Raw genomic sequence first — 26,342 nt, 5'->3', positions numbered from 1 at the left:
TGCTGTGGGGTTGCAGTGAAAACCGTTCGCCCCCAGTGTGTCGCGCGAGTTTGCCGATAGTTGGCTCTACGATCTGTGCCGATGTCCACACGGGTCTTCACCATGCTGATCGCCGCCGCGATCTCGGTTGCCGCGGTGGGTTGCTCGTCGGGTCCGCAGGGTCCCGCGCAGGCCGCCGACGCCTTCCTGCAAGCCTTCGCCGACCATGAGGTGCAGGCGGCGGCCGATCTCACCAGTCAGCCCGAAAAGGCCGCTCCCGCAATGGCTTCGGCCTGGGATCAGCTGCAGGCCGAACAGTTGATCGCGCATACGGGTGATGCCCGCGTCTCCGGCGATACCGCGACCATCGACTACAGCTACGAGTGGCGATTGCCCAAGGATCGTGTCTGGTCCTATAGCGGTCAGCTGCAGATGGGCCGTAGTGAGGGCCGCTGGTCGGTGCGCTGGACGTCCGCGAATATCCATCCGCAGCTGGGTAATACGCAAACTTTGCAATTGCGTGGCATCCCCGCGCCGAGGGCCCGCGTGAACGAGCGCTCCGGCAGTGATGTGCTGGTGCCGGGCGCGGTCTACCGAGTCATGTTCAGGCGCAATGCCACCACCGATCCGGTGGGCGTGAGCAATACCCTCGCGAATGTGCTGCGCCAGTTCGACGAACGCATCACCTCGGAAAGAATTCTCACCGCGGCCCGCAAGGCCGATGGCCCGTACACCGTCGAGGTGCTCTCGGAGTGGGAGTACGAACAGGTGAGCGCCGATCTGGTCGGCCTGTCCGGTGTCACCTTCGGCCGACAAGCGGATCTCGTCCCCACCGATCGTCATTTCGCGCCCGATCTGCTCACCCAGATCCGCAAGACCGTCATCGACGAGGTGGACGGTAAGGCGGGCTGGAGTGTGGTCACGGTGAACTCCAATGGCGCGGATACCGATGTGCTGAAAGAGGTTGAGCCGCAAACCTCCCCGTCGTTCTCGCTGAGCATCGACCGCAATATCCAGAATGCCGCTCAGCGCGCGGTGGATCTGCGCGAGAACCAGCAGGCCATGATGGTGGTGTTGCAGCCCTCCACGGGTGCGATTCTCGCCATCGCCCAGAACGAGGACGCCGATGCCGATGGCCCGGTCGCCGCGTCGGGCATGTACCCGCCGGGCTCGACCTTCAAGACGGTGACGGCCGCGGCCGCCATGACCGCGGGTCAGGTCACCCCGGATACGGTGGTCCCGTGTCCGAGCCGGATTACGGTGGGGGACCGCACGATTCCGAATTACGACCTGTTCTCCGTCGGTGATGTCCCCATGTCGACGGCGTACGAGCGTTCCTGTAATACCGCGTTCGCCAAGATCGCCTCGGAGCTGGGTGGCGATGATCTGCGCACGGCCGCGGCCGCGCTGGGAATCGGCCCGGATTACACGGTGGTCGGCCTGCCGACGGTCTCGGGTTCGGTGCCCCAGGATGACGATCTGGTGCAGCGCGCCGAGGACGGTATCGGTCAGGGCAAGGTGCTGGTGAGTCCGTTCGGGCTGGCCATGGTGGCCGCGACCGTCGCGCACGGTTCCGCGACGGTGCCGTATCTGATTTCGGGTCATCCGACGGAGGTCAAGGGTGACCGCCCGCAGTTGAATCCCGAAGTGGTGGATGGTCTTCGGCTCATGATGCGCAAGGTGGTGCTGGGAGGTACCGCCGAGCGCATTGCCGATCAGGGCGAGATCTATGGCAAGACCGGTGAGGCCGAAGTGGATGGCGGTTCACACGCGTGGTTCGTGGGCTATCGCGGTGATATCGCGTTCGCGACGCTGGTGGTGCGTGGTGGCAGTTCCGACAATGCGGTGGCGGTGACGCGAGACATGCTCACGGCGTTGCCATCCGGGTATTGAGGGGAAAAAGCAGACTCAGCGATCGGACGGCGTGGGTGCGATGTGCACGCAGGCTGATGGCTGAATCTCCCCCAGGGCGGTATCGGTGATGTAGTGCTGTGCTGCGAGGGTCTGTCCGGAAGGCGGGCTGGCGGTGGAGGCGTCGCCGAGAATCTCGGTGACACCGGCTCCGGCGAGAACCATGCCCGCGGTGGTGAGTAGCAGGAGGGCCGAACGCTTCATGTCCAACTCCCTTGTTCAGGAGGAATGAGTGATGGGTTCCGAACGGTCAGTTCCGGATAACCGATGCTCATTAGAGGTGGCTGACTATTTGCCACCGTAAGGAACGGTAATCCGACAATCATGCCGAAAGCAACCCATCGGTGTGACCCCGCGCACTCGTGAAGGTGAAGTGCGGCAGGTCACATGGTGGTTGGACGCGAAGAAAAGTTCTCAGTTCTCCCGTTGCATGGTGGCCGCGAGATGATGCTGCAGCGGTTGTTCCACCGCCGCCATTCGCAGCGTGTAGCTGAGCGTGTTCCCGGCGACGGTGAGGGTGCGGCCGAGTGCGGTCACCGGTTTGGCGCTCGAGCTGCGGCCGATGGAGGTGGAGTCGAGTTCGATGCGCAGGCCCTCGTCATCGGAGACCAGTCGGCCCTCACAGATCTCGGTGATACCGGTTGGATGCGCGAGGATCAGCTCGACCCGATCGTCCGGCAGCGCGCGCAGGTAACCCGTCTCGCTGTGCATCGGGCGGCCGTCGTCGACCGAGCGGGTGCGCTGGCGATAGGTGAGGAAGGGCCGGCCGACATGGCCGAACTCCACCTCCTCCAGATAATCGAAGGTCTTGATGGTCGGGTACTCACCCTGTCCGCGGCCGCGCCAGGTGCCGAGCAGTGGCGCGAGGTGTGCGATATCCGGGTGGGGCGCGATGGGCGATTGGGGTTCGAGCACGGCGGCCAGCATAGTGCGCCGCGCGCGGTCCGGCGGGCGGTCGGCGCGCGGTGTGGCGGGTAATTTCGGAAAGGGGCCTGGATGGATTCAGCGTCGGCTGGCGCGCCGGTAGCCGTAGGCGGCGGGGATTGCGAAGACGACGATCAAGCCGATCGACCAGGCAAAGGTCAGCGTGAGCGGCCGGGCGAGCGCACCACCCTCGGCTAGTGCGCGCATGGTGTCGACCGCGACCGACATGGGTTGATTGCGCACCACCGGTTGAATCCAATTCGGGTACGCGCCGAGCGGGACGAATCCGGTGCTGAAGAACATCAGTAGCGAGGACAGCAGCGCCACGCCCTCGACGAGGGTGGACTTGGCGGTGAAGACGGCGATGGCGGTAATCATGGTGGCGAAGGCCAAGCCGAAAAATACTGGCAGCCAAAGGAATACGAACGTGGCGAGCGGTCCCTGATGGAATCGGAAGCCGAGCAGCATGCCGAAGATGACGATGATGATGGTCCCGCAGAAGATGCGGCAGCCCTCGGCCAGAATCCGCGCGGCCAGCCCCGAGCCGCGATGCACCGGCAGCACCCAGAAGCGGGCGAGCAGTCCGGCATCGCGTTCGCGGCCGAGCATGACGCCGCTGGCCACGGTCCCCGACAGCGCGCCGACCAGGGTCACCATGGGTGTGGACCCGTAGAGCGCGCTGTGCCCGGAGAACTTCTGAATCGGGCTTCCCACCACGGTATTGAGCATGAGCAGCAGCAGACACGGGACGATGAGCGTCTCCAGCAGCGTGATCGGGTCGCGGACCCAGCGCAGTAGTAGCCGCTGGGTCTGAATCCAGGTGTGCCGCAGCAGCGCCGGGACGGAGGATTCCCGCACGTGCAGGATGTCGGTGGTATCGCGTTCGGCGAGAGTGGTTTCGACGGACATGTCACGACCTCTTCGTGTTCAGTCGGACGGTGAAGTACAGCGAGATCACGATGATCGCGGCCGCCCACAGCAGCGGCGGTGTCATGAGCGACCAGGTCACCTCACCGGCGTGGCCGCGGGTGTCGCCGCCGAGGGCGCGCAGCCCGTACGCGAATTGCGAGACCGGCTGATTGCGTACGAAAGCCTGTACCCAGTGTGGGAACTGGGTGGCGGGTGCGAGTCCGGTGGAGAGCATGCCGAGGATCAGTGGTGGTAGCACCAGCATCTGGGTGGTGGCCTCCGGGCTCTTGGTGGCGGTGCCGATCGCATCCGCGCCGAGGCTGAAGGCAAGGCCGATGAGCATGGCCAGGGCCAGGAATCCGATGGTGTTGGCGGTGCCCGCGTGGAAGTGGAAGCCGATGAAGTGAATGCTCACCAGCGCCGCGACGAGTCCGATGACCAAGCGAAACGCATTGGCGGACATGCGTGCCGCGGTCGGGATGAGCGGATGCATGGGCATGGCGTCGAAGCGCCGATCCAGTCCGGAGACCATATCGGTGGCGGCCCGGAAGGCGGCCGAGATGGCGGTGAAAGCGGCGGCCTGCAGGATAACGATGGGTGCCATGAACTGCGCGTAACTGCTGAATCCCGTTCCGGCGAACGTCATTACACGATTGAGCGGGATGTAGAAGCTGGCCGTGAAGGTGATCGGGGCGAGCACCGCGGTAATGATCTCGCCGGTGGTGACGGCGGGCACGATGAGTCGCACGGTGAGCACCCACCACTGCCGCAGGGTGGCGGGGGTGGCGCGGGTGCTGGTGAGCCAGGCGTCGCGGGTGGTGGCCACGGTGGTCATGACCGGCCCTTTCCATTGGGTGCGGGCTTCTCGGTGAGATGTCCGGTGAGGGTGAGGAATACCTCGTCGAGGGATGGTCGCCGCAGTGCGATATCGACCAATTCCATTCCGGTGCTGTCGAGTCGGCGTAGCGCCTCGGCGAGGGTTTTCGCGCCTTCGGGGGCGGGGATGGCCACCCGGTCCGCGTCACCGGTCAGCAGCGCCTCGCGATTCGTCTCGGGGAACAGGTCGCCCAGTGCCAGTGCGATGGCGGGCAGGTCCTCCATGCGCAGTGGCACGATCTCGCAGTAGCTGCCGCCGGTGCGGGCCTTGAGTTCGTCGGCGGTGCCACTGGCGATGACCACGCCATGGTCGATGACAATGATCCGATCGCAGAGCGCGTCGGCCTCTTCCAGGTATTGCGTGGTCAGCAGGGTGGTGATCCCGTGTTTGCGGAATCCGCCGACGAGGTCCCAAACCCCTTGGCGGCTACGAGGATCCAGTCCGGTGGTGGGTTCGTCGAGGAAGACCACCTCGGGTCGCACCACCAGTCCGCAGGCGATATCGATGCGCCGCCGCATACCGCCGGAGTAGGTGCCGACGCGGCGTTTGGCGGCGGCGCTGAGATCGAATTCCTCGATGAGTTCCTCGGCGCGGGTGCGGGCGGCGTGTTTGCGCAGGCCCATCAGCCGCCCGAACATGACCAGGTTCTCGTAGCCGTTCAAAGCGTCGTCGAGGGCGGCGAATTGGCCGGTGAGCATAATGCTGCGCCGTACCTCGGCGGCGGCGGTGACCACGTCGTGGCCCGCCACCGAGGCGCGTCCAGCATCGGGTGCGATGAGGGTGGAGAGAATATTGACGATGGTGGTTTTCCCGGCGCCATTGGGTCCGAGAATGCCGAGTACCTCGCCGGGTGCGGCCTTGAAGGTGATGCCGCGCAAGGCTTGTACGGCTCCGAAGGATTTCTCGACGCCTTCGACAATGACGCCGTCGGTCACGCTGTCGGTGATGGTCACGGTTGTTCTCCCAGGTGTTTGTCGAGAAGGTGCTTATCCAGGACATGGGCGATTTCCGAGAGCGCGTGCGGCGCGGTCAGCTCATCGTGGCCGACTTCGATGTCGTGATTGGTAATGCGGCCGGTGATCCAGGGCCGCCAACCGGCGGGCCCGAAGATATCCGAGGTGTCCACTGTGGCGCTGAAATACAGTGCGTCCCCGTGGAATACGGGTCGTTGATAGCCGGTGCGGGTGCGGGCGGAGGCATTGTAGGAGGCGGCCATGCGCTCCAGGGTGAGCGCGTCGACGAGCGAAACTCCGCCCATGCGTTGACCTATGAGGTCGGCGGCCTCCTGCGCGGTGGCGTCGGCGGGCATATCGGTGATGCCGAAGACCGAGCCGAAGGCGGCGACGAAGGAACCGGCGGTGAGTGGTTCGATACTGTCGCCGTCGATATCGGTGTGGTCGGCATCGAGCAGGGTGAGCACACCCATCGCCGCGCCGGTGGCCGCCAGTTTGGTGGCGATAGCGTGTGCGATGAGCCCGCCGAAAGACCAGCCCAGCAGGTGATATGGGCCTTCGGGTTGCAGGCGGCGGATTTCCCGGGCGTAGCGTTCGGCGAAATCGTCGATGCTGCGGGCATGCTGTTCCCCGGACAGGTCGGGGGCCTGCAATCCGTAAATGGGGCGGCCGGGACGCAATAGCTCGGCCAGCCCGAGGTAGGTCCAGGCAATGCCGGAGGACGGGTGGATACAGAACAGGGCGGGTTGATCGCCACCGGGCCGGATGGGCAGCACAACGTCCAGCCCTAGTCCAGGTGCCGAATCCGGTTGTGCCGCGGCGAGTACCGCGCGCGCCTGCTCGGCAACGTAATGCGACTCCGCCTCCGCGGCCTCCTGTGCCGCCGGTGTCTCGGCGAAACGTGCTGCGGCGGTGAGTGCTTCGATCCACAGCCAGGCCAGTGTCGCGACTCGCGCTCTGGTCAGCAGGGTGTCGGGGTAGGTGAAGGTGGCCTGGAGCCGGTTGTCCGCCACCACCGCATTGATCTCGATCTCGGTGGTGACCGGTACCTCCGGGTTTTCGGTGGCGTGCAGGTCGCCGAATTCCTCGGTGGGCAGCCAGCCGAGTCCCTCCAGTCCGGCGGGGATATCGGCGGCGGCATAGCGGCCGAGATAGTTGAAGCCGATCCGGCCCGGAACCCGGTGCGGCAGTTGGGCTGCCGTGTCCTGGTTGAGGTAGCGCAGCAGCCCGAAGCCGATCCCCTTGTCCGGCACCGCGAGTAGCTGATGTTTGACCGCGCGGATGGCCGCGCCCATGGCCGGTCCGCCGTCGATGGCATCGTCGATATCGATCCCCGGTAGGTCCAGCCGCACCGGATACAGCGTGGTGAACCAGCCCATGGTGCGGGACAGATCCGCGCCCGGAATGATCTCCTGCTGCCGTCCGTGACCCTCCATACGAATGAGTACGGATTCCTCATCGGAACGGGTTCGCCAGCGCCGGATGGCGAGCGCGAGGGTGGCCAGCAGGGCGTCCTCGACACTGCCGCCGAAGAGCGCGGGCAGGGTGGTGAGCAGGGCGGTGGTCACCTCGGCATCCGCCTCGACATCGACCGCGCGCACGGTGCCGATCAGATCGGTCGCCGGGTCGAGTTCGCGCCGGCCGATGAGCGGATCGGGCGTGTCGGCGAGTGCGCGCCAATGCTCGAGCTCGGCGACCCGGGTGCTGGTGTGCGCCTCCTCGTGCAGGGCGTGTGCCCACCTGCGCATGGAGGTCCCGGTGGCGGTCAGCATGGGCTCCGCACCACCCGAGATCTGCGCCCAGGCGGCGATCAGGTCGGGCACCAGGATTCGCCAGGACACACCATCTATTACGAGATGGTGGGCGATCAGGATCAATCTTCCGGAGCGACCGGTCGGTACAGCCGGATCGAGCCACACCATTTGCAGCAGTACCCCGGCGGCCGGATCGAGTCGGCTCATGGCCGAATCGAGCTCGGTGCGGGCGTATTCGCGCAGCTCGGAGCTGCCCGCCGCATCGAACTCCACTCGGTACAGCAGCGCGTCCACATCGACCGCGCCGGGTTCCCGAGCGCGCAGCCACCACGCGCCGTCCTCCTCCATGAGCTGGGCGCGCAGCATGTCGTGCTGATCGACCACGGCTCGCACGGTGGCGACGAGCTGCTCCCGGGTGATACCGGCGGGCATCTCCAGGACCGCGGTCTGCGCGAATCGGCCGAAGTCGCCGCCGCGTTCGATCATCCACCGCATGATCGGGGTGAGCGGCAGGTCGCCGACGCCACCGCCTGGGAGTTCCTCCAGTACGACCGTCTCGCCCGCCGCATCGGCCAGTGCGGCCAGGGCGGCGACGGTGCGATGCTCGAAGATCTGCAGTGGCGTGAGTTCCAGGCCGTGCAACCGCGCTCGCGACACCAGCTGAATGGCCAGAATACTGTCGCCGCCGAGCGCGAAGAACGAATCGTGCACGCCGACGCGGTCCCGGCCGAGGAGTTCGGCCACGATCACCGCCAGCTTGGCTTCGGTATCGGTGCTGGGCGCGCGGTACTCGGTCTCGGCCTCGAATACCGGCTGCGGCAAGGCTTTTCGATCGAGCTTGCCGACGGCATTCAGTGGGATCGCGTCCAAAACCACGAAGGCCGTCGGCACCATATAGCCGGGCAGGCTGTCGGTGGCATACGCGCGCACGGCCGCGATATCGAGTGCGGCGCCGGGCTCGGGCAGCAGGTACGCGGCCAGCGCCGTCGCCCCGCCCGGGCCTGGAACGCCCAGTGTCACAGCGAATTCGACCTTGTCGGCCCGGTTCAGTACGGCGTCGATCTCGCCGAGTTCGATGCGCTGACCGCGTACCTTGACCTGGAAGTCGGTGCGGCCCAGATACTCCAGGCGCGGCGAGGCCAGTGCCCCGGTCCAGCGGACCAGATCGCCGGTGCGGTACATGCGTTCGCCCGGACCCCCATAGGGATTGGCGACGAAGCGGCCGGAGGTCAGCCCGGGTCGCGCGTGATAGCCGCGAGCCAGCGCGGGACCGGCCAGATACAGCTCACCCGCGACGCCCATGGGGACCGGCCGCAGCCGGTCGTCCAGCACCAGCGTGGCCGCACCGCGAATCGGGTGGCCGATGGTGACCGGCTGATCGGCCCGCAATACATCGGAAGTCGTTGCCCAGATGGTGAATTCGGTCGGGCCGTAGAGATTGACCAGCATCCGACCCGCCGCCCAGCGGCCGACCAGGTCCGGTCCGATGGCTTCACCGGCGACCGCCAGCACCCGCACGCTCGGCACCGCGGCCGGATCCATGGTCGCCAGCGCGGAGGGCGTGATCACCAGGTGGGTAACCCGGTGTGTGGCAATGAGTTCCGCCAGCGCGTCACCGCCGAACACATCGGGTGGTGCGACCACCGCGGTCCCGCCCGCCCCGAACGCCATGAGCGCCTCGAACGCGGAGGCATCGAAACTCGGTGAGGCGACCTGCAATACTCGCGAATTCGAGTTCAGACCGAGCATGTGGTGCTGTGCCCGCACGAGATCGGCGATACCGCGATGTGAAACCGAGACGCCCTTGGGCGTGCCCGTCGACCCGGAGGTATAGATGAGCCACGCCGGATGATCCGGATGTATGTCCCGATCGGTCGAGTACCACCCGGATTCGATCGCCGACCACCGGGATTCCGCACTGCCCCAGGCGAATCCGGCCGCACCGTGCCTGCTGGTGGTCGCGTTCTCCGAGTCCAAGGTCAGCCAGTGGATGGAGTTCGGCAGCAGTGGCCGGTGCGCGCCCGTGGTCAGGCCGAGCACCGCACCCGAGTCCGAGAGCATGTGGTCGATGCGGTCCAGAGGATGTCGTGGGTCGATGGGCAGGAACGCGGCACCTGTCTTGGCGGTCGCCAGCAATGCGATGAGTAGTTCGGCGCCGCGTGAAAGCGCCAGTGCCACCACCGTTTCGACATTCGCTCCGGCGGTCGAGAGCTGTGCCGCGAGTTGGTCGGCGGCGTCCTCGAGTTCGCCGTAGCTGATGGTGCGCCCGTCGGCGATGATGGCCGGGCGATCGGGGTGGAAGGCCGAGGCCGTGGTGAGCAGCTCGGCGAGGGTGCCGGTCGAGCCACCGCGCGGACCGCGCACCGGTACCAGGGCGGTTCGTTCGGCGGCGGCCATGAGGTCGATATCGGAGATTCGGATATCCGGGTCGGCGGTAATGGCGTCGAGCAATCGCTCCCACCTGGCCACCAGTTGTGCGGCGGTGGCGGCGTCGAACAGATCGGTGGCGTAGGTGAGCGTGCCTTCCAGTCCGCCCGGTTCGGCGCCGGGGCGCGGATCGCGCAGGTCGAAGGCCAGATCGAACTGCGAGGTGTCGCGGTCGAAGGGCTCCACGGTGACCCGCAGACCCGGGAATTCCAGTTCGGGCAGGCTGAAGTTCTGCAGTGACAGTGTTACCTGGAACAGCGGGTGGTGTGCGGTGGAGCGCGGCGGGTCCAGTACCTGTACCAGTCGTTCGAAGGGGACATCGGCGTGCGCGAACGCGTCCAGGTCCGAAGTCCTTACCGTGGAAAGGAATTCGCGGAAGCCGCGATCCGCGTCGACCGGCGTGCGCAATGCCAGGGTGTTCACGAACATCCCCACCAGATCGTCCAGCGCGGCATCCCCGCGCCCGGCGATGGCGGTGCCGATCAGCACGTCCGGTGTGCCGGCCAGCCGGGACAGCAGTACGGCCAGCGCGGCGTGCACCACCATGAAGAGACTGGACTCGGTCTGCGCCGCCAAAGCCGTGAGGGCGCTGTGTAATTCGGGCCGTACGGTGAACGGCAGATCGGCGCTGCTCATGGTCTGGGTGGCCGGTCGCGGCCGATCCGTCGGCAATTCGAGCACATCGGGAGTCGCGGCGAGACGTTCGCCCCAGTACCGGATCTGCTGGGCGGCAAGCGAATCCGCGGCCTGCTCATCCCCGAGCAGCTCGCGCTGCCACAGCGAGTAGTCCGCGTACTGTACGCGCAGCGGCGGCAGCCCTTGGCTCGCACCGCTGGTCCGCGCGAGATACGCCGCCATGAGATCTGTCGCGAGCGGTGCCATGGAGGTACCGTCCGCGCTCACATGGTGCACGACGAGCACCACCACATATGTGCTGGGCTCGGCTTCGTCGGCAGTCGCGCCGGTGCTGGTCGCCGTGGGATCGGGGACCGTGGCCGCCGTGGGATCTGGGACTATACGGAACAGCCCCACCCGCAATGGCGGTTCCCGGGTCAGGTCGAAGCCCGTGCCGGTGACGGCGGCGATCCGATCCGCAAGTGCCGCACCGTCTTCGGTATCGATAACTTGCAGATCGAGCGCGGCGGCGTCCACGCTGACGACCACCTGGCGTGGGCCATCGGCATCGGCGGGGTAGATGGTACGTAGGGTTTCATGCCGGGTCACCACATCGATGACGGCTTGGTGCAGCGCCGAGACCTCGAGTTCGCCGGTGAGGCGCAAGGCAACTGAGATGTTGTAGGCCGCCGAGGTCGGGTCGAGGCGGTTCATCACCCACATGCGCTGCTGCGCGGGGGAGAGCGGAATGCGGTCCGGGCGAATGCGGGTCGCGAGCACCGGGCGGCCGAAGCCCTCGCCCGCGGGCACCACGCGTGCGGAGAGTTGGGCGGCGGTGGGTGCGTCGAAGAGGTCGCGCAGGGCGATGGTCGCGCCGAGTGCGGCATTGACGCGCGCTATCACCCGGGTGGCGCTGAGCGAATTGCCGCCGAGTTCGAAGAAGGAGCGATCGATGCTGACCTTCTCGACTCCGAGTACCTCGGCGAATACCTCGGCCACCGCGGTTTCGACGGCGGTGCGCGGGGCGAGGTAGCGCTCCTGCAGACTGCTGAAATCCGGTGCGGGCAGGGCGTTTCGGTCGAGTTTGCCGACGGGGGTGAGTGGCACGTCATCGAGTTCGATGATGTAGCTCGGCACCATGTATCCGGGCAGGGCGGAGGCGACTCGGGTGCGCAGCAGTTCGGTATCGAGGGTTCGTCCGGCCAGGCCGACCACATAGGAGACCAGTACGGTCTGTCCCGCCGGTCCCGGGCAGCCCAGGGTGGCGGCGTACTCGACCTGATCATCGGCATTGAGTACCGCGTCGATCTCGCCGAGTTCGATGCGCAGGCCGCGGATCTTGACCTGGAAGTCGCTGCGCCCCTGGTACTCCAGCTCCAAGCGGGTCTCGCCGTTGTGCTTCATCTCGACCCAGCGCACCATGTCACCGGTGCGGTACATCCGCGCTCCCGGCGCACTGTACGGGTTGGTCACGAAACGTGTTGCGGTGAGCCCGAATCGGTTGAAGTAGCCGCGCGCCAGGGCCGGCCCGGCCAGGTACAGTTCGCCGGTCACACCGATGGGCACCGGCCGCAGCCAGGTATCCAGGACCATGGCGGCCGCACCCCGAATGGGGGCGCCGATGGTAATGGGCTCGCCGGGCCGCAGTTCACCCGGACCGGTGGCCCAGATGCTGAATTCCGTTGGGCCGTACAGGTTCACCATGCGCCGACCGGGTGACCAGTCGGAGACCAGCTCCGGCCCGGACGCCTCACCGGCGACCGTCAGGTTGCGCAGCTCGCTGAGCCCGGCCGGATTCATGGTGGCCAGTACGGACGGCGTGATGACGGCGTGCGTCACGCCCTGCGTGCGCATGAGTTCTTCGAGTTCATTGCCGCCGTACACATCCGGCGGCGACACCACCAGTCGCCCGCCCATGGCGTGCGCCATGAACATCTCGTGCACGGAGGCGTCGAAACTGGGGGAGGCCACCTGTAGCGGCGAGCACTCCTCGTTCAGATCGAGGAAGGTCTCCTGCGAGGAGGCGAGATTGGCCAGCCCGCGATGACTGAGCAGCACCGCCTTCGGCTTGCCGGTCGAACCGGACGTATAGATAAGGTACGCAACCTGATTCAGGTCGATCGGACCGCCACGCTCGGCATCGGTGATGGGCGCGTCCGACACCGTCAGAGCCCGGCGAATCGTATTGAGATCATCCAGCAGCAGCCAGTCGATACTCCCCGGCAGTGTCTCGCCGACCGCGCATACCGTCACCCCGATGGGTGCACGCGAGTCGGTGAGAATGTGTTCGATCCGCTCCACCGGATAGTTGGGGTCCAGCGGCAGGAACGCCGCGCCGGTCTTGGCCAGCGCCCACACCGCCACAATGGATTCCACCGAGCGCGTGAGCGCCAGCACCACGAAGATCTCTCGGCCCACACCGCGCCGCAACAGCACTCGCGCGAATCGATTGGACCAGGCGTCGAGATCGCGATAGGTCATGGTGAGCGTGCCGGAGCTGATGGCGATACCGTCCGGATTGACTCGCGCTCCCGCACCGAGGATTTCGGGCAGTGTGCGCATGGGTACCGGATCGCCGCCGCGCACCGGCAGCAGTTGCCTGCGTTCGGCGGGCTCACAGTGCTGTAGCTGGGCGACCCGATGCTGTGGGGCATTGGAGATCTGGGTGAGCAGGTAGCCGAAGCGTTCGAGCAGTCGCCGGGCCTCGGCCTCGGACAGCTGATCGGCCATGAATTTCACGGTGATCTGCAGGCTTTCGGCTCCGTCGGCGGCCCGCTGCGGAATCACCATGAGGTTCAAGGGATAGGGCGTGGCGTCGGTGCCGGAGACCTCGAGTATCCGCATGCCGGCGATATCCATTGCCTGCGAGAGTGTTTCGCGGTCGATCGGATACGACTCGAAGACGGTGAGGGTGTCGAACAGCTCCGGCAGTCCGACGGCCTGGTGAATGGCGGCCAGCCCGACATGCTGATGATCCAGCAGCCGCGCCTGTTCGTCCTGGACGCGGGCGAGCAGATCCGCCACTTGCTCACCGGGATCCAGGCGCACCCGCACCGGCAGGGTATTGATGAAGAGCCCGATCATCTCCTCGACCCCGGCCAGCTGCGGCGGCCGTCCGGAGACGGTGCCGCCGAACACCACATCGGTGCGCCCGGTGACCATGGCCAGCAGCAGCGCCCAGGCGGTCTGCACCGCCGTATTCACGGTGGCCCCGGCGGCGCGCACGGTGGTCTCCAGTCGCGCCAGTTGCGCGGGACCGAAATCGATTGTCACCATGCCGGATTCGGTGGATTCGATGCCCGCGAGACTCGGTACCGCCCGGGTGGGTGAGTCCACGCCCGCGAGCGCCTCGGTCCACGCGTTCATGGAGGCGGCATCATCCTGTTCGCCGAGCCAGGCCAGGAATTCGCGATAGGAGTGCGGGGGTGCGCCGATGAGCTGCTGCCCGGTGACGGCGGACAGGTAACCGGCGAGCAGTTCGCGGACTACGAGGGGCGTCGACCAGCCATCCAGCACGAGATGGTGATTGGTCATGAGCAGTGTGAACGCCTCGTCGCCGGTGCGAATCAGGCTGAACCGCAGTAGTGGCGGCCGGGCCAGGTCGAAGCGGGTGCCCGCGTCGACGGCGATCAACCGCTCCAGCTCGCGTGCTCGCTCACCGGCATCCTCGATATCGGTGAGATCGATTTCCTGCCAAGGGAGTTCGGTCGCACCGAGGAGGAGTTGCCGCGGTCCCGCTGCCGTCTCGGTGAATACGACGCGCAGCACATCGTGCCGGTCCAGCAGGCTCTGCGCGGCGCTGTGCAGGCGTGCGCCATCCACTCGCCCGGCCAAACCCAGCCGGGTCTGCACGGTGTATCCGTCGGCGGTATCGGTGTCGTAGCGGGCATGGAACAGCAGTCCGTACTGCAGCGGTGACAGTGGCCAGACATCGGTGAGTCGCTCGTAATCCCGTTCCCACACTTCGATATTCGGCTGTGAGACGGAGACCAGGGGGAAGTCCGACGGCGTATGCCCGCCCGCCCGCGACCGCCGGGCATGGCTGGTGAGTGCGGTCAGGGCCGCCGCCCACAGTTCGGCGAATTCGCGTACCTGTGCTTCGCCGAGCAGTCCCGTGGCGTACGCCCAGGTGACCTCGAGTCCGGCGTCGGTGTGAATGGCATTGATATCGACGGCTGCCGCGAGGGGTGCGGCAGCGTCATTGGTGGCATCGAAATATTTGGGCAGCCATGGGGTGTCGGCCTCCGCCACACCCGCCCCGGTGCGGCCGAGGTAGTTGAAACTGAGCTGCGGTGTCGGCACACCCGAAAGTGCCTGTGCGGTATCGTGATTCAGGTACCGCAGCATGCCGAAGCCGACGCCCTTGTCGGGAATCGCCCGCAACTGCTCCTTCACCGCTTTCAGCGCGGTCCCGGCCGCCGGTCCGCCCTGTAGGGCGTCGTCGATATTGATGCCGCTCAGATCCAGCGCCACCGGATACACGCTGGTGAACCAGCCGATGGTGCGCGAGATATCCGCACCCGGCAGGATCGCCTCTTCACGGCCGTGGCCTTCGAGGGTGAGCAGGGTGCGATTGTTCCCGCGCCAGCGGGCCGCCGCGAGTGCGAGCGCGGTGAGCAGCGCGTCATCGGCACCGCAGTGGAATCGCTCGGGAATGAGTTCCAATGCGGCCGAAGAGGTTTCGGCATCGATGGTGGTCCGCAGCTGCCCCATGGTGGCCACGGTGTCGATCCCGGCATCGAACCCGCGGGCACCGATCGGCGGATCCGGAGTCGCCAGTATCTCCTGCCACAGCGGCAGTTCCGCCGTCCGCTCCGCAGCCTGCTCCTGCTGTCCGTGCGCCCACCGCCGGAACGAGGTCCCCACCGGTTGCAGCGCGACCCCGGCCCATGCGGTGGCCAAGTCCGGCAACAGGATTCGCCAGGTCACCCCGTCGCTGACGAGGTGGTGCAGCACGATCCACAGCAGCGGATCGGTATCGGGCGGCTCGATGAGCACGAACCGGGCCATGATCCCGGCGGCCGGATCGAGCAGGTCCGCCGCGTGTTCCAGCTCGGCCGCACCATCGCGGCCGGTGGGTGCGTGCGAGACGTCGACGAGCGATTCGGCATGTACCGAGCCGGGTTCGCCGACCAGCCATTCCCAGTCGTCATCGGTGCGTTTGAGTGTGCTGCGCAAGAGATCATGCCGATCCAGCAGTGCCTGCACGGCCGAGACGAGTTGCGCGCGATCCACCCCACGGGGGAGTCCGATCAACACCGCCTGCGCGTACCGCTGCCACGCCTCACCATGCTCGAGCATGTCGTACACGATCGGCGTGAGCGGCACCCGGCCGATACCGCCGCCCGGCAACTCCTGCACAACGGGTGTGGTCACCTCGGTGGCCGCCAGCGCCAGCCCGGCAATGGTCTTGTGCTCGAACACATCTCGCGCCCGCAGCGCCAGCCCGGCGGTCTTGGCCCGTGCCACCAGCTGGATGGCGATAATGCTGTCGCCGCCGAGCGCGAAGAAATTGTCGTCCGCGCCGATATCCTCGGTGCCCAGCACCTCGGCGAAGATGGCGGCGATTATGCGTTCCCGCTCGCCTTCTGGTGCGCGGCCGGTTCGGGTGCGCGCACCGAACTCCGGTTGCGGCAGGGCCTTGCGATCCACCTTGCCCGCCGGGGTGAGCGGGAAGGTATTGAGCACCATGACCACCGACGGCACCATATGGGACGGAAGGTGATGGGCCACAGTGGCTTTCACCGCTTCCGGATCGACCGCCGACCCCTGCGCGGCGAGCACGTACGACACCAGCGCGGTCGCGCCACCCGGTGTGGTCGCCCCGATGGTGACCACCGATTCCACGCCCGCGTGCCGGGCCACCGCAGCATCCACCTCACCGAGCTCGATACGGAATCCGCGCACCTTCACCTGGGTGTCCCCGCGCCCGGCGTACTCGAGCTCGCTGTGTCCGCCGCGCCGCCGCCAGCGCACCAGATCCCCGGTGCGATACATGCGCTCGCCGGGCGAGTACGGATCGGCGACGAATCGTTCGGCGGTGAAGGCGATTCGCTGGTGATAGCCACGCGCCACACCCGGCCCGCTCAAATACAGTTCACCCGTCACCCCGGGCGGCACCGGCCGCAGCCAGGGATCCAGTACCACCGCCCGCACACCGCGTGCGGGTTTACCGATGGTGATGGGCGCACCGGGCGTGAGTGGCGCACTGAGTGTCGCGGTCACGGTGGTCTCGGTGGGGCCGTAGCCATTGAGCACCGAACGCCCGGTCCAGCGCACCGGCAACTCCGGCGGGCAGGAATCACCGCCGACCACCACCGTGCGCAGCCGCGGCAGGGTATCCGGCTCCAGCGAACCCGCCACGGCCGGAGTCACATTCAGATGTGTGACCTCCAGGGTGCGCAGTACCCGCGCGAGCTCCTCGCCGGCGTATGCGGCGGGCGGCACCACCGCCACCGTGGCCCCCACCGCCAGGGCGACCAATAGTTCCTCGACCGAGATATCGAAGCTCGGCGAAACGGCATGCGCCATAACGGCATCCGAGGCGACACCGAATGCGGCCCCGGAGCCGGTGGCCAGGTTGGCCAGTCCCCGATGGGTGACCCCGACGCCCTTGGGCAGCCCGGTCGAACCGGAGGTGTAGATGAGATAGGCCAGCTGATCGACCCGGACGGGTGCGCTCCGGTCGCCATTGGTGATCGCACCGGAATCCGCTGCGGCCATGCGTGTTTCGGTGGACTCGGTATCGAGCACCAGCCACTGCACCCGATCCGGCAGCGCATCGCGCGCGGCGGCCACGGTCACCCCGGCGACCACGCCGCTGTCGGTGAGCATATGTTCGATGCGATCGGTCGGATATCCGGGATCGATGGGCACGAATGCCGCCCCGGTCTGCGCCACCGCGATCATGGCCAGCACCGACTCCTCCGAACGCGGAATCGAGATCGCCACGGCCCGTTCGGGTCCCGCGCCCGCCTCGATGAGCACCCGGGCCAGTCGATTGGTGTATTCGGTGACCTCGCGATAGGTGAAGGCGGTGCCGTCGGCGCGCATGGCGATCGCGGACGGATCCAACAGGGCTCCGGCGGTGAGAATCTCGGGCAGACTGCGCGGATTCACACCCTTACGCCCCTGTGCCGGAACGAGTTCGGTGTATTCGGCCGCCGACAGCGCGGTGACTCCGGCCAGTGGTGCGCTCTGCCCACCCGCCAGGAAGCGGTGCAGGAATTCCAGGAACCGCGCGTGCAGTCCCGCCAGTTCCTCATCGTCGTACCGGTTGGGGTTGGCCTGGAAGTCGATATGGGTGCGTTCGCCGCCGATGCCGGGATACACATTGACGAACAGGTCGTCGATGAGTCCCGAGGTCAGCACGTGCAGCTGTCCGGTGACACCGCCGAGCAGGATGCGGGTGTCGGCCAGCATGAGGTTCACGGTCGGCCCGAATCCGGCGATCTCGTCCATGGCCCAGCCGAGGTCGCGAATAATGTCCTCTTGCCGATACCGCTGCCGGCGCAGCGCCGCCGTCAGTTCACCCTGGGTGGCGCGAATGAGTTCGCCGATTGTGGCCGAGGGCGCGGGATGCAGTCGCAGTGGCACCACATTGGCGACCATACCGCCCGAGCGCCGCAATGCCGCGGTGGTGCGGCCGGAGACCGGCAGGCTGAGCACGATTTCACCGCTGCCGGTCATGGCCCCGACGAAGGCGCCGAAGGCGGCCACCACCACGGGTGCGGCACTGGTGGTGAGTTCGGTGGTGACGGCGTCGAGCAGGGCCGCGGTCTCGTCCGGCAGCGCGCCGCTGAGCAGTCGTGGGTGTGCGTCGACCGCCCCGGCGTGCTTTCCGAGGTACACCGGCTCGGGCATGCCGTCCAGATGCTGTTTCCAGTACTCCCGATCGGCATTGATGCGATCCGAATTCCGGTATGCCACATCGGCTTCGACAATATTGCGGAGCGGTTCGGCCTTGCCCTCCGGTGCCTCCTGCCCGGTGACCCAGGTGTTGTACAGCTCCGACGTGCGCTGCAGCATGGTGAGCGCGCCGACGCCGTCGAGCAGGATGTGATGTAGTCGCGAGTACCAGAACCACCTGTTCTCGGCCAGCTTGAGCATGGCCACCGTGCACAGCCGGTCCTTGGTGAGGTCCAGGGGTGCGGTGTACTCCGCGCGCATCCACGCCTGTGCGGCGGCATCCGGATCGGGTGCGCCGCTCAGATCGATGGTGAGAATACGGTCGTCGAGGCTGGTGTCGACGAGCTGCCAGGGCAGCTCGTCGATCTCCAGCAGGCGCAGGTACCCGGTGCCGAACTCGCGCCCGGCCTGCCGCGCCGCATCGGCCAGCACCTCCACATTCACCGGGCCGTCGAACGAGACGTACTGGGCGATGGAGATCGGCGTGTCACGCGCCAGCTGCTGGGCGAACCAGATGCCACGTTGCGCGGCGGACAGGGCGAAGGCGGAGGCGGCGGAGCTGGAAACCATGAAACATCCTGCGTGCTCGGGTGATTCGACGGATCGCGGGTCGCCGGTGCTCGGCTCGGCGGGTCAGGAGGCCATACGGGCCATATGCAGCTCGGTGGCCGAAATCGGGGCATCCGAGCCGGTCAGGTACTGGATCAGGGTGGAGCGCTCGTCCAGGACCAGCCAGTGGGCGGTATCGCCGAAGCGGTCCCGCTCGTCCTTGGTGGTAATGCCGAAATCCACACGGGTGGTGGTGATTTCGGTGGTGTAGGGCACCGGGGTGGCACCGGTCTTGGTAATGGCCTCGCGGGCCACGATGGACTCCAGCTGCGGGGTGCCGGCGATGGCGACCCGGGTGCCGGGGCGGGCGCCGAGGTTGATCAGCATGCGGGCCATCCGGTTGGACCAGCGGTCCAGCTCGGCATAGGTCAGCTCGCAGTCGCCGACACTGGCGGCCACTGCCGCCGGATCGGCCTGGTCGGCAAGCGGCTGCGCGCTCGTACGCAGGGGAACGAGGGTGGCTACGGGCGATTCGACCGGCTTGCACATTGGTAATCATCCTCTCGGAGATGCGGCTACGTGGTGCTGTTGGGGATGTCTCCAACTGTCGTCGCATTCGGTTCGATCGGACAGCAACCTCAGTACTGCCGATCACCGCTCCGGGGGTGACCCTTTACCCACCTAGGGTGGGTATTTGATCATCTGCCCATTTCCTCGATGGCCTGCTCGATCATGGTGATGGAGTCGCGCGGGCTCAGCGCCATGGCGCGCAATTGGTCGAACATGACGCCGTAGCGGCGGACCTCGGGGTGGCCCTCGATCAACTCGTCGCTCGCGATGCCCTCCACGTACACCAGTTCGGGATCGGCGGGGTCGGGGAAGTCGAGGAGTGTGAAGGAGCCGAGCATGCCGGGGTGCGCGCCGGCATCGAAGGGCAGGATCTGGAGGATGACATTTCGCTTGTTGGTGTGGTCCAGCAACTGATCGAACTGCTGGCGCATCACCTCCTTGCCACCGACGCGGCGTTTGATCACCGCCTCGTCGAGTACCACCCACAGTTCGAGCGGATCGTGCTTGCCGAGCACTCGCGAGCGCTCCAGGCGAGCCCGAACCCGTTGTTCCCGAACCTGTTCGGAGATCTTCGGCATGGTGGTCTCGTATACCGCGTTGGCGTACGCCTCGGTCTGGAGCAGGCCGGGAATGAAGGTGGCTTGGAAGAAGCGGGCCGAGAGCGCCTCGGCCTCGAAGTTGATGTACGCGCCGTACACCTCGGAGACCGCATCCTCGAAAGACCTTGCCATGCCTGGCTTCAGGGCGTCGACCAGCAACTGTAAGGCGTCTGTACGTTGCTGCTCGGGAATGTCGTAGAGCTCGAGCATCGCGGTCAGGGTGCGGCGCTGTGGCCGGGCCTGCGCGGTCTCGATGCGGTACAGCGTGGTGACGTTGATGCCGGTTTTGGCGCTGACCACCTCTTTGCTGAGACCGGCGGTTTCGCGCATCTCGTGGAGCATCGCCGCGAGCCTGCGCAAACGGACGGTAAGCACGGTTCGCTTGCCTGCCATGACAATCCTTTCGCCTGGCGCACTAGCCCGAACGCAGTATTGCGTTCTTGCATTTGTAAGAGCATGATCCAGCTACCCTATTCGTGAACAACCGATCCGATGAGCGGTATAGCTGAATCCGGAGACCAATCATGTTGGTGCGATTAGTGATGTTGTCGGGTGCTTGTGGGGGGTCATGGTGACCATGTCGATAGCAGGGGTCTTGCCGACGGCTCCACAATTGCTCTGTGCCTTCCAGGGCAGGCGTTTTCAAGATCGAGTTCTGCTCCGGACCGCGCACGCTCTGGCCGAGCTGCACGAACGCCGTGCTGAGATAGGCGATCTCATGTTGATCGCCGAGATCGATTGTCGGCGCACCGAACTCGTTGACGATATCAACGAATGGGTGGAACAGGAACTGCCACAGCACCGTAACGGCGCGCTGTTGCACACCGAAAGTCTGGGTGCGGTGGTCGACCGCATGGCCATGAGCTGGGTGGAAGCCAACCAGGTCATCGACCATGAGGGCGCGGCCAGCGATAACACCCATAAACACTGGTACCATCTCGCCGAACTAGTTGACGGTTACACTGATCTCGTAATCGACGTGGCCGGCGGCCGTCGCCGTTTACCAGAACAATGATTCCAAATGCATCGACACAATTGATGCATTGCTACAGAACCATTGTCGCCAGCGGTGACGTCAACCGAGTCGCGCTATCCGACCAGTAGCCCACTCGAACCGCGAGACGTCGCCCGCCCCAAGAACGGCGGGCGCAACGGGGCGCCCCGCCCGGCGTGCCGCGTGGTCGACTGGCGCGGCACGCCCGTTATGAATCGCGGTTCGACTCGGTAATTCATTTCGCTGTGAATCTTGATATGTCATTCGCGAAATTGCGGGTGTAAAAAGGCTTTTCACAATCACTGCCCCAGACAATCACTGCCCCAGACACCGTGTGAACGGAGTGCTGTCATGAATACGGGCGAGTCCACCTCCGACGACCTCTACGACCAGGCCCGCGGCGGCACCTTCCGCCTCGATCCCGCGGTGGCCCGCGAGTGCGCCACCCACTTCCTCCACTTCGCCGATGCTCTCGACCCACAGGTCGAGCAGTCCCACAGCATCCAAACCCTCAGCGGCTTCGGCGACTTCGACTCCGCCCACCAGCTACGAACCGGCTTCGAATCCAAAGCCGTTTCTCTGACCGAAACCCTGACCACCCTCCAATCCACCGCCCTGCATTTGGCCGCCGCCTGCCTCCTCGCCGCCGGCCTGATCCAGCACACCGACGAAACCCACTCCCGCGCCTTACTTTCCGCCCGCGCGGGCCTCTGACTCCGGGACCGATCCCTCACCGGAGAACAGCTGGGCCGGTACCACTGCCAAGGTACCGGCCCATCTGGTGTGCGCCGCCCCTCTCGAACTGTCCCAGCATGTTGGAAGTGTCTGGATGGGAAAGAGGTTCGGCGGCAATGGGTTTCTACGACTGCAACTGCATGATCAGCGGTGTCAGCCTGATGGGTGTCGACGCCACACTGGTGATCCTGCGGCAGGTGGGGGAGGCGTATTCCCCTGTCGCACTGGGTATCACGGGCAGCCGAGGCGTCACAGCACTACCCGACCCTCGACTACTGCGGCCAGCACTACGACACGATCATGCGGCAGTTCCTCGACCGAGCCAAAGCCGACTACCGGGCCGACCCGGTCGTTCTCGCGGGTCTGGCCGACTACGAGCGCCAGATCGACTGGGACGAGCGGTGATCCGACGGTCAGCGTAGGGCTGCGCGGCCCTTGAGGCGGCCCAGGATGATCAGGGCGAAGAGGGTTACCAGGACCAGGAGGGTGGTACTGGCGGCGGCGTCGAAGACTTCGCCGCGGTCGGTGGCGGCGAAGATGCTGACGGGGAGGGTTTTCCAGGTGGCAGGGTAGACCATGATGGTCGCGCCCAGTTCACCCATGGAGAGGGCTATGGCCAGGCCCGCTGCTGCGCCGAGGGCGGGGAGTAAGAGCGGCAGGGTGATTCGGAAGAGGACTCGGGCGGGGCTCGCGCCGAGGGATTCGGCGGCTTGCTGGTAGCCGGGGTCGAGGCGGTCCAGGGCGGCGGAGACGCCGCTGAAGGCGTAGGCCAGGACCAGGACCGTGTGGGCCAGGATGACAATCCATTTGGTGCCGCCGAGCAGGAGGGGGCGCTCGTTGAAGGCGATGAGGACGCCCAGGCCGATGGCTACCGAGGGGACCGCCACCGGGACGTGGAAGACCGCATCTGTGGTGCGGCGCAACCACTGTGGGGCCGCACGCGAGGCCAGGGCGGCCCAGGTGCCCAGAATCAGGGAGATCAGGCCGGCCAGCAGGGCGGTTTGCAGGCTGACCGAGAGGCTGGCCGATTCTTCCCCGGAGAGCACGTGATCGAAATTGGCGAAGCCGAGATCCGAAGGGAGCGGGCCGGTCCAGTGTCCGGCCAGGGCGGCCGCGACCACCGTCGCGATGGGCGCCACGAAGACCACGGTGACGACGAGCGCGAAGACGGCCAGCACCGTCAGGCGACCGCGGCGAGTCCATACCAGCATGGGTCAGCTCTCTTTCCGGGCATTGATCAAGCGCGCGAACAGCATTCGGTAGCCGAGGTACAGCGATAGCGAGAGCAGCACCTGCACCGAGGCCAGCACCGCCGCACCCGGCAGATCGAAGGTGACGATGCCGCGGGTGTAGATGAGCGCGGGCAGGGTGATGACGCCTTTGGCTCCGGTGAAGAGCACGATGCCGAACTCGTTGAGCGTCAACAGCAGTACGAGACTGCCGCCGGCGGCGAGCGCGGGCCACGCCTCGGGCAGCACCACCTGGCGCAGTACCCGCCACGGTGTCGCACCCAGGCTGGAGGCCACATCCAACTGTTCGCGGGGCAGCTGTGCGAAGCCCGCCAGCAGCGGCCGCACCACGAACGGCGTGAAGAAGGTGATCTCCGCCAGGATGATGCCCCACGGTGTGGAGAGGAAGTTGATCGTGGGTTCCGAACTGCCGGTGAGGCTTCCGATCAGCGCGTTCACCGCGCCCGCCGTGCCGTACAGGAAGGTGAAGGCGAGCGTCACCAGGAATGAGGGCAGCGTCAGCACCGTATCGATGAGGCGGCCCACGAACTGTGAACCCGGAAACGGTATGAACGCCAGCACAATCGCCAGGAACGTACCCAGCACCAGACATCCGGCGGTCGAGCTCACCGCGATGGTAATGGTGCGCCACAACGCTTTTCGCACCGATTCCTCGGCCAGCACGCTCGACCACGTCGAGGTGCCACGCCCACCCTGCTTGGTCGCGGTCGACTCCCACAGCACCCGCACGATCGGATACACGGCGATGAGCAGCACCACCAGCACCGGCGGCAGCGTCCACAGCACCGGCCGCCACGAACGCCGGGGCTCATTGACCTCGGGAGCCGAAGCGGCCGAAGGTGATTCGAGTAGCGCGGTCACGACTGCCTCCGATCACGAGCGGCACCGACGCCACCGAAGAGGCCGGACCACACATCACCCCTCGTTGGACGCGTGGTCGTGGTCGGCCGGCGCTCACGGATCGCCGGGTTCGTGGCGTGCTGCGGCCAACTGGATCCGGGACGTCGTTGCGGTAGCGCGCTCATGCCCGCACCTCGGAATCAGCTGCGGCGGAATCGGTTCCGATGCCCGGCGGAATCAGCACTCCCGCCGGATCGGGGAATTTCACGCCGACCATGTCACCGGCGGTGAGCTCGGTATGGCCGGGGATATCGGCGGTGAACTCGACCGGGATGCCGTCGACGGTCAGGTGCAGGCGCGTGGCCGCGCCCTTCCAAACGGCGGTAATAACGGTGCCGCGCAACGCATCCTGTTCGGTGAGCGGAACGATCTTCACCGTATGCGGGCGCACGCAGAGCATGGCATCGGCATCGGGCACCCAGTCGGGGCGGCCGACACCGGGGCGCGGGGCCTCCGCGCGCAGCGTGTGCTCGCCGACGGTGACCAGGGCCGCCGTACCCGATACATGCCGGACCACGCTGGGCAGCAGGTTCGCCCCGCCCAGGAACGAGGCGGTGAAATCGGTGGAGGGCTGCCGCCACAGATTGTGTGCGGTATCGATATCGACCAGCCGCGCGTCCCGCATGACCGCGATCCGATCCGCGAGCGCCAGCGCCTCCGACTGATCATGGGTCACATACAGCATTGCCGTGTCCGGCAACGCCTTTCGTAGCTGCTGCAACTCACCGAGCATGGACTGCCGCAATTGCGCGTCCAGCGCGGCGAGCGGTTCGTCGAGCAGCAGCACCTTGGGCCGAATGGCCAATGCGCGAGCGATCGCCACCCGCTGCTGCTGACCGCCGGACAACTCCCGCGGCAGCCGCTTGGCATAGGAACCCATGCCGACCATCTCGAGGGCCTCGGCCACCCGGGTGGCAATCTCATTGCGCGGCACATGATGTGCCTTGAGCCCGAAGGCCACATTGTCGTGCACCCGCATATGCGGGAAGAGAGCATAGGACTGCACCACCACTCCGATCCCGCGCTTGGCGGGGGAGAGGTTGGTGACGTCGCGGCCGGCCAGTCGCACCGCGCCCGAGGTCGGCCGGACGAATCCGGCGAGAGCCTTGAGCGCGGTGGACTTGCCGGAACCGCTGGGCCCGAGCAGCGCAACCGTCTCCCCCGCGGCGACGCGCAGGTTGAAATCGGCCAGTGCGACAGTGGATTTACGGCCACGGCCGTAGGTGACACCGACCCGGTCGAACACGATGGCCGGTTCGATGGCGGCTGTGCCGGTCACCGTGGATGTCGTCAACGCGGAGGACATAGTTGCTGCTCCTGGGGTGTGAAATTAGCTGCCGGTGGCCTTCTGGTACGCGGCGACATCGGTGTCGAGGGAATCCAGCACCGCGGTCCAATCCGGGTGCACGACATCGACATTGCGCACCAGCGCGGCCGGCGAGATGGCGCCGCCGGCGGGTGCCGCGGCATCCTTGAGATCGGTGCGCGCCGAGACGGCCATCGCATCGGTGAGGGTCTTCTGCGCATCGGCCGAGAGCAGGTAGGTCATCAGCTTCTTACCGGCATCGGAGTGCGGGGCACCCTTGGCCAGACCCATCAGGTACGGCAGCGCCACGGTGGACTGCTTACCGTCGGTGGCGGCCGGGAAGAAGACGTTGAACTTGGAACCCTTCTCCTTGATGGTCGCCAGGTTCATCTGGACATCGCCGTTGGCGACCAGGATCTCGCCCTTGTCGACCTTGGCCTGCAGCTTGCCGGTGGAGGAGGACGGGCCGACATTGTTGGCCTGCAGCTTGCCGAGGTAGTCCAGCGCGCCCTGCTTGCCGTAGAGCTGCTGCAGCAGGATCAGCACCGCGGTGCCGTCACCGGCCTGGCCGGGGGTGGAGTACTGGATCTTGCCCTTGTAGTCGGGCTCGAGCAGGTCGTCCCAGGTCACCTTGGCGGCCTCGACGGTCGGGTTGGCGATGAAGCAGAGGTAGTTGCCGGCGAGGGTGACCCAGTTGCCGGCCGCGTCCTTGTCGGCGGCGGCGAAGGCGGCGGTGTCGACGCCGCTGGCCTGCAGCAGGTTCGACTTGGCGGCCTTCTGCATGAACGGCGGCAGGGTGACGATGACGTCGGCCTGCGGGTTGGACTGCTCCTTCTCCACCCGGTTCACGACCTCGCCGGAGCCGGCCTCGACCAGGTTGACCGAAATACCGGTCTGGTCCTTGAACTTCGCGAACTGGGTCTTGTACCAGTCGCCGACACCGTCGGCGGAGTAGACGGTGACGGTCTTGCCGTCGCTCGAATCGCTGCCGGTGCCGCCGCAGGCGGTGAGGCTGAACGCGACCGCGGTGGCCGAGGTGAGAATGAGAGCGGTACGGGCGATGGTGCGTGCGAGGCGGTTGTTCTTATTACGCACGGTGACTGCAACTTTCAGTTCGTGGGGTTGGGATGTCGAAGGGGCAGTGGGGTTCTCCGCCACCCCTCATGCGAGCGGCGGAAATCT

The 26,342-nt window shown here is 66.4% G+C and carries 15 protein-coding genes; 3 read left to right on the top strand and 12 right to left on the bottom strand.

Features of this window, described 5'->3' with window-relative positions; genetic code table 11:
* Window positions 1–81 precede the first annotated feature (81 nt).
* Entirely contained in the window at window positions 82–1,872 is a 1,791-nt protein-coding gene (locus GFY24_RS26365) for a penicillin-binding transpeptidase domain-containing protein (protein WP_153807801.1), read from the top strand.
* Between the two features lie 15 nt (window positions 1,873–1,887).
* Here GFY24_RS26365 and GFY24_RS26360 read toward each other — a convergent pair whose 3' ends face one another.
* The 8 genes from GFY24_RS26360 to GFY24_RS26325 form a co-directional block, all read right to left on the bottom strand.
* Window positions 1,888–2,094 carry a hypothetical protein gene (locus GFY24_RS26360; protein WP_153807800.1) on the bottom strand — a complete coding sequence of 69 codons (207 nt, stop codon included), beginning with the start codon at window positions 2,092–2,094 and terminating at the stop codon, window positions 1,888–1,890.
* A gap of 210 nt (window positions 2,095–2,304) precedes the next feature.
* Window positions 2,305–2,817, bottom strand: coding sequence for a peroxynitrite isomerase (locus GFY24_RS26355; RefSeq protein ID WP_153807799.1), 513 nt, complete (start codon window positions 2,815–2,817; stop codon window positions 2,305–2,307).
* A gap of 75 nt (window positions 2,818–2,892) precedes the next feature.
* A complete protein-coding gene (locus GFY24_RS26350) occupies window positions 2,893–3,723 on the bottom strand; it encodes an ABC transporter permease (protein ID WP_153807798.1) in 831 nt (276 codons plus the stop codon).
* Between the two features lies 1 nt (window position 3,724).
* On the bottom strand, window positions 3,725–4,558 hold the full coding sequence (locus tag GFY24_RS26345; RefSeq protein ID WP_153807797.1) for an ABC transporter permease: 834 nt from the start codon (window positions 4,556–4,558) through the stop codon (window positions 3,725–3,727).
* Window positions 4,555–5,547 carry an ATP-binding cassette domain-containing protein gene (locus tag GFY24_RS26340; protein WP_375336104.1) on the bottom strand — a complete coding sequence of 331 codons (993 nt, stop codon included), beginning with the start codon at window positions 5,545–5,547 and terminating at the stop codon, window positions 4,555–4,557. Before GFY24_RS26340 ends, GFY24_RS26345 begins: the two co-directional genes overlap by 4 nt.
* Before the next feature lie 2 nt (window positions 5,548–5,549).
* Entirely contained in the window at window positions 5,550–18,827 is a 13,278-nt protein-coding gene (locus tag GFY24_RS26335; protein WP_153807796.1) for a non-ribosomal peptide synthetase, read from the bottom strand.
* A gap of 63 nt (window positions 18,828–18,890) precedes the next feature.
* Window positions 18,891–19,355, bottom strand: a complete 465-nt coding sequence (locus tag GFY24_RS26330) for an AMP-binding protein (RefSeq protein ID WP_153807795.1) — start codon at window positions 19,353–19,355, stop codon at window positions 18,891–18,893.
* Window positions 19,356–19,504: 149 nt separating this feature from the next.
* The gene (locus GFY24_RS26325) at window positions 19,505–20,368 is read right to left on the bottom strand and encodes a helix-turn-helix transcriptional regulator (RefSeq protein WP_153807794.1); all 864 of its coding nucleotides are present in this window, start codon (window positions 20,366–20,368) and stop codon (window positions 19,505–19,507) included.
* 262 nt (window positions 20,369–20,630) lie between these two features.
* On the opposite strand from GFY24_RS26325, the gene GFY24_RS26320 reads away from it, so the two are divergent.
* Together GFY24_RS26320 and GFY24_RS26315 are read left to right on the top strand one after the other, a co-directional pair.
* The gene (locus tag GFY24_RS26320; protein ID WP_153807910.1) at window positions 20,631–20,990 is read left to right on the top strand and encodes a DUF4254 domain-containing protein; all 360 of its coding nucleotides are present in this window, start codon (window positions 20,631–20,633) and stop codon (window positions 20,988–20,990) included.
* Between the two features lie 330 nt (window positions 20,991–21,320).
* Window positions 21,321–21,683, top strand: coding sequence for a hypothetical protein (locus GFY24_RS26315; protein WP_153807793.1), 363 nt, complete (start codon window positions 21,321–21,323; stop codon window positions 21,681–21,683).
* A 434-nt stretch (window positions 21,684–22,117) separates the two neighbouring features.
* Here GFY24_RS26315 and GFY24_RS26310 read toward each other — a convergent pair whose 3' ends face one another.
* The 4 genes from GFY24_RS26310 to GFY24_RS26295 form a co-directional block, all read right to left on the bottom strand.
* Window positions 22,118–22,915, bottom strand: a complete 798-nt coding sequence (locus GFY24_RS26310) for an ABC transporter permease (protein WP_153807792.1) — start codon at window positions 22,913–22,915, stop codon at window positions 22,118–22,120.
* A gap of 3 nt (window positions 22,916–22,918) precedes the next feature.
* Window positions 22,919–23,815 carry a 2-aminoethylphosphonate ABC transporter permease subunit gene (locus GFY24_RS26305; protein ID WP_309231350.1) on the bottom strand — a complete coding sequence of 299 codons (897 nt, stop codon included), beginning with the start codon at window positions 23,813–23,815 and terminating at the stop codon, window positions 22,919–22,921.
* A 160-nt stretch (window positions 23,816–23,975) separates the two neighbouring features.
* Complete coding sequence (locus tag GFY24_RS26300) at window positions 23,976–25,160, bottom strand: ABC transporter ATP-binding protein (protein ID WP_153807791.1); 1,185 nt, start codon at window positions 25,158–25,160, stop codon at window positions 23,976–23,978.
* Between the two features lie 24 nt (window positions 25,161–25,184).
* A complete protein-coding gene (locus tag GFY24_RS26295) occupies window positions 25,185–26,255 on the bottom strand; it encodes a 2-aminoethylphosphonate ABC transporter substrate-binding protein (RefSeq protein WP_375336102.1) in 1,071 nt (356 codons plus the stop codon).
* Window positions 26,256–26,342 lie beyond the last annotated feature (87 nt).

The organism is Nocardia sp. SYP-A9097 (assembly GCF_009649815.1).
In the GTDB taxonomy this organism is placed as follows: domain Bacteria; phylum Actinomycetota; class Actinomycetes; order Mycobacteriales; family Mycobacteriaceae; genus Nocardia.
This window is presented reverse-complemented; position numbering and strand designations above follow the sequence as displayed.